We start from the raw sequence: 13,521 nt of genomic DNA, 5'->3' as shown, positions 1-13,521 counted from the left end.
TGACAACAACGCCGCTGATTGCGGCGAAGAGATAGACGGAGCTCACGGCAGCACCCATCAAGCAGTCGATGCCGCGTTGGATCAGACGCTGCACGATTCTCAAAAGAGAATGGCCGGGACTAGCCCGGCCATCGCAAGAGAACGGTGATGACGCCGTCGCGGGGTCAGAGCACGATCACCGTCGTTCCGACCTTCACGCGGTTATAGAGGTCGGTGACGTCCTCATTGAGCATGCGGATGCAGCCCGAGGAGACGGCCTGGCCGATGGTGTGCGGCTCGTTGGTGCCGTGAATGCGATAGAGCGACGAGCCGAGATAAAGGGCGCGGGCGCCGAGCGGATTGTCGGGACCGCCTTCCATGAAGCGCGGCAGGTCGGGACGGCGGCGGATCATCTCGGACGGCGGACGCCAGGACGGCCATTCGCGCTTCATCGACACGGTCTGTCGCCCGCTCCACTCGAAGCCTTCGCGCCCGACGCCGATCCCGTAGCGCAGGGCGCGGCCACCCTCCTGCACGAGGTAGAGGAACTTGCTGTTGGTATCGACGACGATCGTGCCGGGACGCTCGTTGCCGCGATAGGAGACGATTTGGCGCTGGAATTCCGGCGAAATGGCATAATCGATACTGTTGTCGTAGCCCGTGCCGTTGCCGTAATCCTGAGGCAGCGAGGCGACGACGCTGCCCGTCGAGCTCACGTCGTAGGGATACCCGTTTACGCGCTGGCTGCCGTAGATCTGGGTTCGGGATGAGGGACGCGTCACGAGAGGATAGTTTTCAGAATATCCGTCCTGCGTCCGCGCATATGGATAGTTATCGTATTCCGACGAGATGTAGGTGTTGCCGTAGAACTGACCTGTGCGGCCCATCGGCTGCGCCGAAGCGGCGGCGGGCAGGAGGACGGCCAAAAGCATTGCAGAGCAAGGGATCCAAGCACGCATCGAAGCATCCTATAGCTGTGGTTCGCTGAAATAACGGCAAGCGAGGCTTTTGTTTCCGCCAAGCTCGATGAATTTAAGCGGGAAGGTCAGGACCGGTTTCCTGTCGATGCTCCGAGAAGAGGGGTGAAGCCTTGAGCAAAGTGCTGTAAGAGCCACTTCCTTCGACGGCGTTCATCCCGGATGCCGGCTTTCACATCGTCGTGACATCATGCAATTCGGTCCCGCCCTGCGGGCGGCCGCGGGCATCGCGGTTCTGTCCATCATGGATGCGTTCATCAAGGGGATGTCCGCCCATTACCCGACCTTCCAGGTCGCCTTCCTACGCTTCGCCTGCGGCTCGCTGGTCGTCGCAGGCGTCGTCGCGGTCCTGAGGCCCGGCTGGCCGAACCGGGAGACCATTGCCGCGAATGCGATCCGCTCCGTGATCGCGGTCGTCACCGCCTTGAGCTTCTTCTATGCGCTGGGCCAGCTGCCGCTCGCCGAGACTCTCGTGCTCTCGTTCCTGTCGCCGATGTTCATCGCGCTCTTCGGCATGCTGATGCTGCGGGAGAAGGTCGATGCCAGGATCATCGGCGCCATCGGCATCGGGTTCGCCGGAACGCTCGTCGTCGTCCTCGGCCAGACGGGGGAGGCCGATGCGGCCCGGTCATGGACCGGGGTCGCCGCAGCGCTAACATCGGCGGTGACCTACGCGCTGAGCTTGGTGCTCCTTCGCCAGCGCGCGCAGCGGGACAAGTTCCTGCACATCGTCATCTTCCAGAATTTCGGGCCGTTCATCCTGGTCGCACCGTTCGGCCTCTGGGCCTGGCAGCCCCTGGATTACTCCCACCTCATCTGGTTCATGCTCATGGGGGCGTTGGGCTTCATGGGCCACATGCTGATGGTCACGGCCTATGCCAAGGCCGAGGCGGCGCGGCTGGCTCCGCTCGAATACACCGCCCTGATCTGGGCCGTCCTGATCGGATACGGGGTGTTCAGCGAAATCCCGACCTGGGCAACCCTCGGCGGCGGCATCCTGATCGTCGCCGCAGCCATGCTGACATCCAAGCGTTAAGCCGCTTTGCGGGCGGCCGTGCCGAAGATCATGCAGGTCTCGGTGCCGTGGGCAAGAAGCCTTCCTGAGGCGTCGAACAGCTTGCCCTCGGAGGTGGCGAGCGTTCCGCCGCGATGGATGAGGACGCCCTCGCAAGTGACCTTGCCGGTGTTCGGCAGGATCGGCCGGACGAAGTTGAGCTTCATCTCCACGGTCGTATAGCCCTGGCCCGCCGCCAGGGTGGTATGGACCGCGCAGGCCATGGCGCTGTCGAGGATCGCGGAGGTCCAGCCGCCGTGGATCGTGCCGAGCGGGTTGAAGAAGCTCTCGGTGGGCTCGCCCTCGAAGGTCACCCGGCCTTCCTCCACATGGGTCATGTAGACGTTCGTCGAGCGGGAGAAGGGGGGAGCCGGATAGCGGCCCTCCAGCATGCCGCGGAGGAACGCAAGACCGGGCTCGGCCGTCAGCACGTCCCGCGATACGATTCCATGAACCCGCTCGAGCATCGCCTTCTCCTGTCTGTGTATATGCACAGTACGTGAGGCGGCGGTGTCTTGCAATGGCTTCAGGCGGGGTATGTGGCCTTCCGCAACGCCCGCATGGCCTTGCGAGCCTCCTCGGCATCGGTTTCCTGGAGCTTGCCCTCCAACTGGGATTGGGCCTGCTGCCAGAGAGGAATGGCGGCCTCCAGGAGAGCCTGGCCTGCAGGTGTGAGTCGGTGCCGGACCCCGCGCCCTTCTCCGGAAACGGGTTCGATCCAGCCGTTCTGGGTCAGGAGCTTCAGATTTCTCACCAGGGTGGTTCGCTCGAGCCCAAGCCGCTCCGCCAGGACGGTCTCGGATGCGGTCGATCCATGGCCGACGGCCCCGAGGATGCCGAACTGGGGAAGCTTCAGGCCCAAAGGCCGCAGGGCCGCCTCGTAGGTCCGGCTCAACAGGCGGGCCGTCATACGGGCATGAAGGGCAAAACAGGTTCTGCCGATGGCTTCCAAATCGGTCATGAAACGATCATGACCCGCCGCTATCACGCGTCAAGGCACTCTTTTATGGGCCTCGCCACGAGGCAAGTGCCTTGACTCCCTGCCTGCAAATGCCTATCTCGCGGCCAGCGTTAGCACTCGTCAACGAACAGTGCTAACAGCCGCAAGACCTGGATACGGCCAGAGGGGCCGTACCAACAGTCAAAGGGGAAGTTCCATGAAGTTCCGTCCGCTGCACGACCGCGTTGTCGTCCGCCGCATCGAAGCCGAAGAGAAGACGGCCGGCGGCATCATCATCCCGGACACCGCCAAGGAGAAGCCGCAAGAGGGCGAAATCGTCGCCGTCGGCCCCGGCGCCCGTGACGAGAGCGGGAAGGTCGTCGCCCTCGACGTGAAGGCCGGCGACCGCGTGCTCTTCGGCAAGTGGTCAGGCACCGAGGTGCGTATCGATGGCCAGGATCTCCTGATCATGAAGGAATCCGACATCATGGGCGTCGTCGCGAAGTAAGTTCGCCAAAAAGCCCTTTCCTAAATTTTTTGAACATACCTGGAGGCAAAGCCCATGGCTGCCAAAGACGTTAAGTTCTCCTCCGATGCTCGCGACAAGATGCTGCGCGGCGTCGATATCCTCGCCGATGCCGTGAAGGTCACGCTGGGTCCCAAGGGCCGCAATGTGGTGATCGAGAAGTCCTTCGGGGCGCCGCGCATCACCAAGGACGGCGTCACCGTCGCCAAGGAGATCGAGCTCGCCGACAAGTTCGAGAACATGGGCGCCCAGATGGTGCGCGAAGTGGCCTCGAAGACCAACGACATCGCCGGTGACGGCACGACCACCGCGACCGTTCTGGCTCAGTCCATCGTCCGCGAGGGCGCCAAGGCTGTGGCCGCCGGCATGAACCCGATGGACCTCAAGCGCGGCATCGACATGGCTACGGCCGAGGCCGTGAAGGACATCCAGTCCCGCGCCAAGAAGGTGAAGTCCTCCGACGAGGTCGCCCAGGTCGGCACGATTTCCGCCAACGGCGACAAGGACATCGGCGAGATGATCGCCCATGCCATGCAGAAGGTCGGCAACGAGGGTGTCATCACCGTCGAGGAGGCCAAGACCGCCGAGACCGAGCTCGATGTCGTCGAAGGCATGCAGTTCGACCGCGGCTATCTCTCGCCGTACTTCATCACCAACGCCGAGAAGATGGTGGCCGAGCTCGAGGACCCCTACATCCTCATCCACGAGAAGAAGCTCTCGTCGCTCCAGCCCATGCTGCCGATCCTCGAGGCCGTCGTGCAGACCGGCAAGCCGCTGCTCATCATCGCTGAGGACGTGGAAGGCGAGGCGCTCGCCACCCTGGTGGTCAACAAGCTGCGCGGCGGCCTGAAGATCGCGGCCGTGAAGGCGCCAGGCTTCGGCGACCGCCGCAAGGCCATGCTCGAGGACATCGCCGTTCTCACCGCCGGCCAGACGATCTCCGAAGACCTCGGCATCAAGCTCGAGACCGTGCAGCTCCCGATGCTCGGCCGCGCCAAGCGCGTCCGCATCGAGAAGGAGAACACCACGATCATCGACGGCGCCGGCCAGAAGGCCGACATCGAGGCCCGCGTGGCTCAGATCAAGGCGCAGATCGAGGAGACCACCTCGGACTACGACCGTGAGAAGCTCCAGGAGCGTCTGGCCAAGCTCGCAGGCGGCGTCGCGGTGATCCGCGTCGGCGGCGCGACCGAGGTCGAGGTCAAGGAGAAGAAGGACCGCGTCGACGACGCTCTGAACGCCACCCGCGCTGCGGTGGAAGAGGGCATCGTTCCCGGCGGCGGCACGGCTCTGCTGCGCGCCAAGGCTGCGGTTGCCAAGCTCAAGACCGACAACCCGGACGTCCAGGCCGGCATCAAGATCGTGCTGCGCGCTCTCGAGGCTCCGCTCCGTCAGATCGCCGAGAACGCCGGCGTCGAAGGCTCGATCGTTGTCGGCAAGATCAACGACAACACGAAGTCCGACACCTACGGCTTCAACGCTCAGACGGAAGAGTTCGTGGACATGCTCCAGGCCGGTATCGTCGATCCGGCGAAGGTCGTCCGCACGGCTCTCCAGGACGCCGCGTCAGTGGCCGGCCTGCTCGTGACCACCGAGGCCATGGTTGCCGAGGCTCCCAAGCGCGACAACGGTCCGGCGATGCCGGGCGGTGGCGGCATGGGTGGCATGGGCGGCATGGACTTCTAAGAAGTTCTGCCTCCAAAGCCTGAAAAAGAAGAAGCCCCGGATTACTCCGGGGCTTCTTTTTTGTTTGGGATAGCTCTGATGAAGCTTACGCCGCCTTCTTGAGCAACCCTTCGGCCTCAAGCGCCTGCTGCACGGCCGGGCGCGCAGCGATCCGCGCCTGGAAGGCCTGCAGGTTCGGGAAGGGCGAAAGGTCGATGCCGTGGAAGTTCGTCCAGTTCACCACGGTGAAGAGATAGGCATCGGCAATCGTGAACTTGGAGCCCATCAGGAAAGGCTGAGAGCCGAGCTTCTCGTCGAGATAGGCGAAGCGGTTGGCAAGCCGCTCCTTCGTGGCAGTCTTCACGGCATCCGGCGTGGCGGGATTCCACAGAGGGCCGAAACCCTTGTGGATCTCGGTGCTGATGAAGCCGAGCCATTCGAGCAGCCGGTAGCGCTCCAGGGTGCCGTTGGCGGGCGCCAGATCGGCTGCGGTCTGGCTGTCGGCCAGATACTGGATGATGGCGCTGGCTTCCGTGAGCACGGAATTGTCCTGAAGGCCAAGGGCCGGAACATAGCCCTTGGGATTGATCGCGAGATAGCTTGCGCCGGTCTCGGTGGTGCGGTTGGCGAGATCCACCTTCTCGAGCGTCAGGGGAATGCCGGCCTCGCGGGCGACGATATGGGGCGCGAGCGAGCAGGCGCCCGGATAGTAGTAGAGCTTCATGGTTATTCTCCAGGTTTGAAGAGGGTTTTAGGCTGCTGCCTTGAGGGATGGCGTCGCGGAAGCAACCGTGAGGGGGCGTGAGGCTTTCAGGGCATAGGCGCCGTCACCGAGCAGGGCTTGTGCGACGGACAGGACGATCAGGTAAAGCGGATATTCCCAGCCGCCGCCCTGGCCCGAGAAGACCCAGCCGTTGCCGATATGCACCCAGGCAGCGCCGAAGAGGACCGGCAGCAGGGCAAGCGACACCCAGCGGCTCTGGACGCCGAGGACGAGCAGGACACCGCCGATGAGCTCGGCCCAGAAGGTGGCATAGGCGAAGAAAGCGGGCAGGCCGAGAGACTCGAAGTACTGTGCGGTGCCGGCGAGCGTGAAGGTCATCGCCTTCAGAACAAGGCTGTGGGCGATGTACATGATGCCGAGGGACACCCGGAGGAGCAGGGCGGCATAATCGGAACTGGTGGGTTGAACGCGTGTCATTGCAATTCTCCATGCAAGTGCATAGTTATTTGATGCAGGTGCATTGATCTGTCAATTTCAATGCAGTTGCATAGAAGCCAGCAGGGGTTTGCCTGAATGCAAGATCCTACTCCCTCCGTGATCAGAGCCTGGGGACGCCTCATCCGCGCTGAGCGTACGGTGGTGGGGCGTATCGAGGCGGAGCTGAAAAGCGCCGGCTTCCCCTCTCTCCACTGGTATGACGTGCTGCTTGAATTGAAGCGCGGTCCCGAAGGGCGGCTCACCCCTCGCGAAATCGAGGACGCAGGGCTGTTCGAGCAGTACAACCTGTCCCGGCTCCTCGACCGGATGGAGGCGGAAGGGCTGGTGCGCCGCATCCCTTATCCTGGCGACAAGCGGCGTCAGCTGGTGGAGATCACGGAGGAGGGAAGGGCGCTCCAGGAGCGCATGTGGGGCGTGTATGGCGCTGCCCTCAATCGCTTCATCAGCGCCAAGCTCAACGACAAGGAGGCAGGGCAGCTCTCGGCTCTGCTGCTCAAGCTCATCCAGGAATGAAGGGCTGCATGTCTAGCTTGTCAGGCTTTCGCAAAACGATCTGCCGGCCTGTGCGTTCATGTGTATACGGCTAAGCGGTAGCTGGCTAAGCGAGGGCTGTTCCGTGAGTACAGGACAATCGAAGATTTCAACAATGCAGCATCGCTCATGGCAGGCCCTGCTTGCGGTGCAGCTCATCGTCGCCTGCTTCGGGCTCTCGTCGCCGACGCCGGCTCAAGCGGCCTCCGAGCCCCGGCCGAGCTCGGCTTCGGTCCGCACCCCGGATTTCGACGACAGCGTCGCCTGGTACCAGGAGAAGCTGGGCTTCCGGCTCATCGGGAGCCAGAGCCTCGTCCCGGGGCGGCGGGCCGTTCTGGAGCGAAGCGGCTTCCTGCTCGAACTCAACGAAGCCGATCATGTCCTGCAGCCGGAGCCTGATGCGACGGCAGCCATCCAGGTGACCCGGGCTCCGGTCATCAGCCTGCTCGTCCCCGATGTGGACGGGGAGGTCGCCCGCCTAGGCAAGGCAGGGGTTGATATTCTCCAACCGCCCGAGGACGATCTCGACGGAACCTATCGAACCGCGCAGATCCGGGACAACGGCCGCCACCGCATCGAACTGCGCGAGCCCCTCGACGATCCGGCGCGGTTCCATCCCATGGGCCGATGAGAGGGCCCAAGAGGCTTGGCAAAAATTCTCAAGCTTTGAAGGAATAAGGCTGACCTGCCGCGTGTCCTTGAAGATGTGGTCAAACACGACCTTCAGGAGGACACCCATGACGCTTTTCCTGCGCCCCGCCATTCTGGCTGGAGCCCTCGTTGTTGCATCCGTTGCGCTCGCCCAGACCGCAGCTCCCGCGAAGGTCGCGGATACGAGCAAAGGCAAGGCCCTCGTCGATGCCAAGGGCATGACGCTCTACACCTTCGATCGTGACGCAGGCGGCAAGTCGGCCTGCAACGGCCAATGCGCCCAGAACTGGCCGCCGCTCATGGCCGCCGCGAATGCGTCCACGTCCGGCGACTGGAGCGTGGTCACCCGCGACGACGGCTCGAAGCAATGGGCCTACAAGGGCAAGCCGCTCTATCTCTGGGTCAAGGACACGAAGCCGGGCGAGGTGACGGGCGATGGCGTCAACAACGTCTGGCACATCGCGATGCCTTGACCCTTGCCGGGACCGGCGGTTCGTTCTTGAATGATACCGCCACCTGAGAGCTGACCTTGGACGAGATCGCCTCCCTACTCGAACCGCAGATCCCGGCCTTGAGGCGTTATGCCTGGGCCCTGCTGCGCGACCATGAGGCGGCGGACGATCTCGTTCAGGACACCCTGGAGCGCGCCATCAGCCGCTGGAGCCAGCGGCGGCGCGAGGGGGACCTGAGAGCCTGGCTCTTCACCATTCAGCGCAATCTCTTCCTCAACGGTGTGAGGCAGCGCAAGACGCGCGGGACCCAGGTGGGGGAAGAGGCGCTCAACGATATTCAGGCGCCGGGAGCAAGTCCCGAGAGCCAGGCCGGACTGCACGACATTCTCGTGGGGCTCGATGTTCTATCCGAGGAGCAGCGCTCGCTCCTGCTGCTGGTCGGCGTCGAGGATCTGTCCTACGAGCAGGCGGCGCAGGCCTTGGGGATTCCACTCGGCACGGTGATGTCCCGCTTGAGCCGGGCGCGGGCACGATTGAGGGATTTCATGGAGCACGGTCCCAGCACCGTCTTGAGGAGAGTGAAGTGACGGGCGAGCGACCCATCGGAGAGGATGATCTGCAGGCCTTCGTCGACGGCAGGCTCGCGCCGTCGCGACACGAAGCGGTCAAGATCTATCTGGACGCCCATCCCGCCCTGGCCGAGCAGGTGAAGCGCGAGATCGAACTGCGTGAGGCGCTGCGCGCAAGACTAGCCTTCAAAGCGCAGGAGCCGGTTCCTTCGCGCCTGCGGATCGCCAATATCCTTGCCTCGCAGCGCCGCTCCCCGCGCTTCCGTCCTGCGGCGGTGGCCGCTGCCATGACATGGCTTGCCATCGGAGCCATGTTGGGAGCGGCAGGCGGCATTGGGTGGACATCCAGTGTGCAAAGGCAGGACGCGGAGACAAGGGTTGCCGGAAATGCCATTGCCGCCCACCGCATCTATGTAAGCGAACGCCTGCATCCGGTCGAAGTGCCGGCCGAGCAGGAGGCACATCTCGTCCAATGGCTGTCGCGGCGCGTGGGCAAGCCGCTCACTGCACCAAACCTGAACCCGCAGGGCTATCGTCTGATCGGCGGGCGGCTTCTTCCCGACGACGGCGAGGCTGCTGCCCTCTTTATGTACGAGAATCTGGGTGGTACCCGCCTGACTCTTTATGCGCGATCAGGCGGGAGCCGGGAACAGACGTCCTTCCGCTTCGAATCCCAGGGCGAGGTGTCCGCCTTCTCCTGGATCGACAAGGGCCTGTCCTATGTGGTCACAGCGAGAGTGGATCGCGCCCAGCTCCTGCCCATCGCCGAGACGATCTACAAGCAGCTTGAGGCTGCAAACGACCCGGCGAAGAGCCGTTTGTAGCACCTGTTCAAAACGATCAAGCGAAGACGGACGGATCCGGTCCGACGCGGCCGGAGGCGCTGTCGAGCCCTTCGATGGCGCGCCTGTCATCCGCATCGAGCGTGAAGTCGAACACGTCGACGTTCTCGCGGATGCGCGACGGCGTCACGGATTTCGGTATGACCGTGAAGCCGTTGTCGAGGTGCCAGCGCAGGATGACCTGTGCCGGCGTCTTGCCGTACTTGCGTCCGATGGCGGCAAGGGTTTCGTCGGTGAGGATCCTGCCCTGACCGAGCGGGCTCCAGCATTCCGTGGCGATGCCGTTCGCCTTGTGAAACGCGCTCAGCTCCTTCTGCTGGAACCGGGGATGCAGCTCGATCTGGTTGACGGCCGGTGTCACGCCGGTCTCGTCGATCACGCGCTGCAGATGCGGCACCAGGAAATTCGAGACGCCGATGGATTTCGCGCGGCCCTCCTGCTTCAGCTTGATCAGCGCGCGCCATGTGTCGAGGTAGGCCTCGCTGCCCACCAACGGCCAGTGGATGAGGTAGAGGTCCACATGATCGAGCTTCAGGCGCGCCAGGCTTTCTTCGAAGGCGCGCAGCGTGCTGTCGTAGCCCTGGCGGTCGTTCCAGACCTTGGTGGTGATGAAGAGTTCCTCGCGCGGAATGGGAACGGCGCGGATTGCCTCTCCCACGCCCTCCTCGTTGCCGTAGACGGAAGCGGTGTCGATGGAGCGGTAGCCCGCCTTGACGGCCTCGGCAATGGTGCTCCCGGCCTCTGCGTTGGAGACGCGCCAGACGCCGAAGCCGACTTGCGGCATCGCGTTTCCATCGTTCAGGCGGATCGTGGGTATCGCTGGCATCGGCTGCTCCGTTGACATGGCGGCAAGGAGGTAGGGTCCGAAACCGATAAGCAAAGTGTGATGGCTTCACATGGCCCGTATGCCGGAACCGGCATGGACACCCTGCGTTCCGAGCTTGGCAACCATGCCTAGACGCAGGAGCTCCCCCTTGTCCATTCCCGAAGCACGGAAGGGCACGCCCGATCCGACCCTCGACGAGGCTGAGTTCCGAAAGAGATTTCTCCATCAGTTCCAGGACCCGGCCTTCGAGCCGCTCGCAGGCGAGCTTCAGCGGATCGCCGATGCGGCCTGGGATGCCTACAGCCATCACCGCAAGAGCCCGAAAACCCGCAAGGCCGGTCCGGGTTTCGCCGATCCCGACTACGATCTCGCCGTCGACTGGATCGCCGCCAGGGAGGCCATCGATCTGGCGCAGAAGCGGCAAGAGGATGCAGGCGCACCCGCCCGTTTCCTCCTGGTTTCCGCCTCGTCCCGCAGCGAGCATACCTGCCCGGGCGAGATGTCGAAGAGCTACCGCCTCGTGGAGATCGCCCATCAGGTTCTCGCAAGCGCGGAGAACACGGAGGTCGAGGTGCTGGAGCTCAGCCGTCTCACCTCCGAATACGGGCGTCACATCCACCCCTGCAAGGCCTGCTTCTCGACGGCGGCGGCTTTGTGCCATTGGCCGTGCTCCTGCTATCCCAACTACTCGCTCGGGCAGTCGCAGGACTGGATGAACGACATCTATCCGAAATGGGTGGCCGCCCACGGCGTGATGATCGTCACGCCCGTCAACTGGTATCAGGTCTCGTCGCCCCTGAAGCTGATGATGGACCGTCTCGTCTGCGCCGACGGCGGCAATCCGGACCCGACCTCGACCCAGGGCAAGAAGACCGGCATCGCCAAGGGCCTGGAGCTCAAGGGCTGGGATTATCCCAAGCACCTCGAAGGCCGGCTGTTCTCGGTCATCGTCCACGGCGACACGGAGGGCGCCGGCGGCGTTCGCCACAGCCTGTCCGACTGGCTGCGCGCCATGGATCTCGTGCCGGCCGGAGGCGCCGCGGAGCTCGATCGCTATATCGGCTACTGGAAGCCTTATGCCACCAGCCACGAAGAGCTCGACAACGATCAGGCCGTGCAGGACGAGGTACGCAATGCGGCCTGGACGCTGCTCGAAGCCGTGAAGGCCAAGAGGGCAGGGACCTTGGTAACGGCTGGAGAAAACCTGAAGGAGCCGCGGCAGAAGTAAGGCCGGGCGCGAGACCCGGCCTTTAGCGATCCTCGGACCCTATTTCGGAGCCGACTTGACCTCGGCGTCCCACTTTTTGAGCAGGCGCGTGCGCTCGGCCACCGAGCCGTATTTGGCGGTGTCGTAGTTGATCAGCTTCATCTCGGAGAGCTTCGGCGCGTCAGGCGAGACCGGTGCGCTCTTGTTGGAGGCGATGGAATAGATCTTCAAGTCGGCTCCGACGAGCTTCTGCGCCTCGGCCGAGAGAGCCCAGTCGACGAACTTCTGCGCCATCTCCGTGTTCTTGCCGCCCTTCACGAGCGAGATGGAGCCGGTCTCGTAGCCCGTGCCCTCGCAGGGCGCGAGGGTTTTGACGGGAGCACCCTCGGCGATCATCGTCACCATGTCGTGCATGAAGGCGATGGCGATACCGGTCTCTCCCAGGGCCACGGCCTTCACGGGAGCGGCACCCGACTTGGTGTATTGGTTGACGTTCTTGTGCAGGCCTTTCATGTAGTCGAAGGCCTTGTCCTCACCCATGAGCTGCACGAGGGAGGCCAGGAAGACATAGGCCGTGCCCGAGGAATTCGGATCCGACACCTGCACCTCGTCGCGGTATTTCGGATCGAGAAGATCCGCCCAGCACTTGGGCTCCGGCAGACCGCGGCTTGCGAGAACCTTGGTGTTGTAGCCGATGCCGAGAGCGCCGAGATAGGTGCCCGTGGCGCGATACTTCGCCTGCTCCGCAAAGCGTTGCGCCCAATCGTGCAGTTCCGGAATCTTCGGCGATTTGTACTCGACCGTCAGCCCTTCTTCGGCCGCCTGGATATGGGAGTCGCCGGGGCCGCCCCACCACACGTCGGCACGCGGGTTGGAGGCCTCGGCCCGAATCTGCGCCAGGGTCTCGCCCGTACTCTTGCGCACCATCGTCGCCTGGGCGCCGGTCGCCTTCTCGAAGGCCGCGACGCCGGCGCGGCACTGCTCTTCCAGGATCGAACAATAGATGGTGAGAGGCGCCTGAGCCTGCGCGGCCAGCGGCGCGGCGCACAACGCCGTCGTAAGGGCAAAGCCCGTCAATGATAGTCGCATAAGTTCCCTCCCAAGCATCGGCCTGCTTGGGCCGGTGCTCTTGTGCCAGACCATGCGATTGGGAAGCTTAGCCGACTTCTTTGTCAAGATTGGCGCGGCAGATCTTGGGAAAACGGGACAGGCCGGGCACATGGCCCGGCCTTCCGCAATGTCGCGAAGCGAATGACGCTTACCAGGAGGTCAGAACCGAGCCCTTGAACTTCTCCTCGATGAACGCTTTCACCTCGGGGGTGTGGTAGGACTCGACCAGAGCCTTCACCCAGGGCTTGTTCTTGTCTTCGCTGCGCACTGCGATGAGGTTCACGTAAGGACCCTTCGGGTTCTCGCGGGCGATGGGATCCTTCACCGGGTCGAGGCCGCCCGACGTCGCATAATTGGTGTTGATGATCGCGGCATCCACGTCGGCGAGCACACGCGGTCCCTGGGCGGCTTCGATCTCGACGAATTTGATCTTCTTGGGATTATCGGTCACGTCGAGGGGTGTCGGCTTGTAGCCTGTTCCTTCCTTCAACTTGATGAGGCCCTTGTCCTGCAGAAGGATGAGGGCGCGGCCGCCATTGGTCGGATCGTTCGGGATCGAGATCGTCGCGCCGTTCGGCAGCGAGTCGAGGCTCTTGTGCTTCTTCGAGTAGATGCCGATCGGGAAGTTCACAGTCAGCGCCACGCTCTCGATCTTGAAGCCGCGGTCGGCCACCTGATTGTCGAGATAGGGCTGGTTCTGGAACGAGTTCGCCTCGATGTCGCCGCCGGCCAGAGCCGTGTTCGGCACCACGTAGTCGGAGAACTCGACGATCTTGACGTCGAGGCCCTTCTTGGCGGCGATCGGCTTCACGGCTTCCAGGATCTGCGCGTGCGGGCCGGGCGTTGCGCCGATGCGGATTGTCTGCGTCTGCTGGGCGAGTGCCGGCAGCGCGGCAAGCGACAGCAGGGCAGCAAGGCTAAAGTGCTTCAGGGACATCGGGTTTCTCCTTGTGCGATGTTCTTGATGGGG

General features: G+C 63.6%; 17 protein-coding genes. 9 read left to right on the top strand and 8 right to left on the bottom strand.

All coding sequences use genetic code 11. The features are described from left to right. Positions 1–164: 164 nt before the first annotated feature. Entirely contained in the window at positions 165–911 is a 747-nt protein-coding gene (locus ILT44_RS13135) for a L,D-transpeptidase (RefSeq protein ID WP_204240042.1), read from the bottom strand. Positions 912–1,146: 235 nt separating this feature from the next. On the opposite strand from ILT44_RS13135, the gene ILT44_RS13130 reads away from it, so the two are divergent. Beyond that, positions 1,147–1,992 (top strand): DMT family transporter, encoded by an 846-nt coding sequence (locus ILT44_RS13130; protein WP_204240041.1) that lies wholly within the window; start codon positions 1,147–1,149, stop codon positions 1,990–1,992. Here the strand turns inward: ILT44_RS13130 and ILT44_RS13125 are convergent. Both ILT44_RS13125 and ILT44_RS13120 read right to left on the bottom strand, forming a co-directional pair. Beyond that, positions 1,989–2,477: a PaaI family thioesterase gene (locus ILT44_RS13125; protein WP_204240040.1), complete on the bottom strand. Its 489-nt coding sequence runs from the start codon at positions 2,475–2,477 to the stop codon at positions 1,989–1,991. The genes ILT44_RS13130 and ILT44_RS13125 overlap by 4 nt on opposite strands. A 59-nt stretch (positions 2,478–2,536) precedes the next feature. After that, positions 2,537–2,971, bottom strand: a complete 435-nt coding sequence (locus ILT44_RS13120; protein WP_204240039.1) for a MarR family winged helix-turn-helix transcriptional regulator — start codon at positions 2,969–2,971, stop codon at positions 2,537–2,539. 196 nt (positions 2,972–3,167) lie between these two features. Between ILT44_RS13120 and groES the strand changes: the two genes are divergently transcribed. Together groES and groL are read left to right on the top strand one after the other, a co-directional pair. After that, positions 3,168–3,458 carry a co-chaperone GroES gene (groES, locus tag ILT44_RS13115; protein WP_036357429.1) on the top strand — a complete coding sequence of 97 codons (291 nt, stop codon included), beginning with the start codon at positions 3,168–3,170 and terminating at the stop codon, positions 3,456–3,458. 54 nt (positions 3,459–3,512) lie between these two features. Further along, positions 3,513–5,162, top strand: coding sequence for a chaperonin GroEL (gene groL / locus ILT44_RS13110; protein WP_204240038.1), 1,650 nt, complete (start codon positions 3,513–3,515; stop codon positions 5,160–5,162). Between the two features lie 85 nt (positions 5,163–5,247). Here groL and gstA read toward each other — a convergent pair whose 3' ends face one another. Continuing rightward, positions 5,248–5,865: a glutathione transferase GstA gene (gene gstA, locus ILT44_RS13105; RefSeq protein ID WP_204240037.1), complete on the bottom strand. Its 618-nt coding sequence runs from the start codon at positions 5,863–5,865 to the stop codon at positions 5,248–5,250. Positions 5,866–5,892: 27 nt separating this feature from the next. Next, positions 5,893–6,342, bottom strand: a complete 450-nt coding sequence (locus ILT44_RS13100; protein ID WP_204240036.1) for a DoxX family protein — start codon at positions 6,340–6,342, stop codon at positions 5,893–5,895. A gap of 96 nt (positions 6,343–6,438) precedes the next feature. Between ILT44_RS13100 and ILT44_RS13095 the strand changes: the two genes are divergently transcribed. The 5 genes from ILT44_RS13095 to ILT44_RS13075 all read left to right on the top strand — a co-directional run bounded on the left by ILT44_RS13095 (position 6,439) and on the right by ILT44_RS13075 (position 9,390). Beyond that, a complete protein-coding gene (locus ILT44_RS13095; RefSeq protein ID WP_204240035.1) occupies positions 6,439–6,876 on the top strand; it encodes a MarR family winged helix-turn-helix transcriptional regulator in 438 nt (145 codons plus the stop codon). 133 nt (positions 6,877–7,009) lie between these two features. Then, a complete protein-coding gene (locus ILT44_RS13090; RefSeq protein WP_204240034.1) occupies positions 7,010–7,525 on the top strand; it encodes a VOC family protein in 516 nt (171 codons plus the stop codon). 106 nt (positions 7,526–7,631) lie between these two features. Beyond that, positions 7,632–8,018 (top strand): COG4315 family predicted lipoprotein, encoded by a 387-nt coding sequence (locus tag ILT44_RS13085; protein WP_204240033.1) that lies wholly within the window; start codon positions 7,632–7,634, stop codon positions 8,016–8,018. Between the two features lie 56 nt (positions 8,019–8,074). Continuing rightward, positions 8,075–8,584, top strand: coding sequence for an RNA polymerase sigma factor (locus ILT44_RS13080; protein ID WP_204240032.1), 510 nt, complete (start codon positions 8,075–8,077; stop codon positions 8,582–8,584). After that, positions 8,581–9,390, top strand: a complete 810-nt coding sequence (locus ILT44_RS13075) for an anti-sigma factor family protein (protein ID WP_204240031.1) — start codon at positions 8,581–8,583, stop codon at positions 9,388–9,390. The genes ILT44_RS13080 and ILT44_RS13075 overlap by 4 nt, the downstream gene beginning before the upstream one ends. Positions 9,391–9,406: 16 nt before the next feature. Here the strand turns inward: ILT44_RS13075 and ILT44_RS13070 are convergent, their stop codons facing one another. Further along, positions 9,407–10,234, bottom strand: coding sequence for an aldo/keto reductase (locus ILT44_RS13070; protein WP_204240030.1), 828 nt, complete (start codon positions 10,232–10,234; stop codon positions 9,407–9,409). 124 nt (positions 10,235–10,358) lie between these two features. Between ILT44_RS13070 and ILT44_RS13065 the strand changes: the two genes are divergently transcribed. Beyond that, positions 10,359–11,462: a flavodoxin family protein gene (locus tag ILT44_RS13065; protein WP_239468194.1), complete on the top strand. Its 1,104-nt coding sequence runs from the start codon at positions 10,359–10,361 to the stop codon at positions 11,460–11,462. Between the two features lie 39 nt (positions 11,463–11,501). Here the strand turns inward: ILT44_RS13065 and ILT44_RS13060 are convergent, their stop codons facing one another. Then, positions 11,502–12,530 carry an ABC transporter substrate-binding protein gene (locus ILT44_RS13060; protein ID WP_204240028.1) on the bottom strand — a complete coding sequence of 343 codons (1,029 nt, stop codon included), beginning with the start codon at positions 12,528–12,530 and terminating at the stop codon, positions 11,502–11,504. A gap of 169 nt (positions 12,531–12,699) precedes the next feature. After that, positions 12,700–13,488 carry a MetQ/NlpA family ABC transporter substrate-binding protein gene (locus ILT44_RS13055; protein ID WP_204240027.1) on the bottom strand — a complete coding sequence of 263 codons (789 nt, stop codon included), beginning with the start codon at positions 13,486–13,488 and terminating at the stop codon, positions 12,700–12,702. Between the last annotated feature and the right edge of the window lie 33 nt (positions 13,489–13,521).

The sequence above is a fragment of the Microvirga arvi genome, assembly GCF_016892765.1.
Classification (GTDB): domain Bacteria; phylum Pseudomonadota; class Alphaproteobacteria; order Rhizobiales; family Beijerinckiaceae; genus Microvirga; species Microvirga arvi.
The sequence above is the reverse complement of the archived record's forward strand: the minus strand, read 5'-3'. Positions and strand labels throughout refer to the sequence as shown.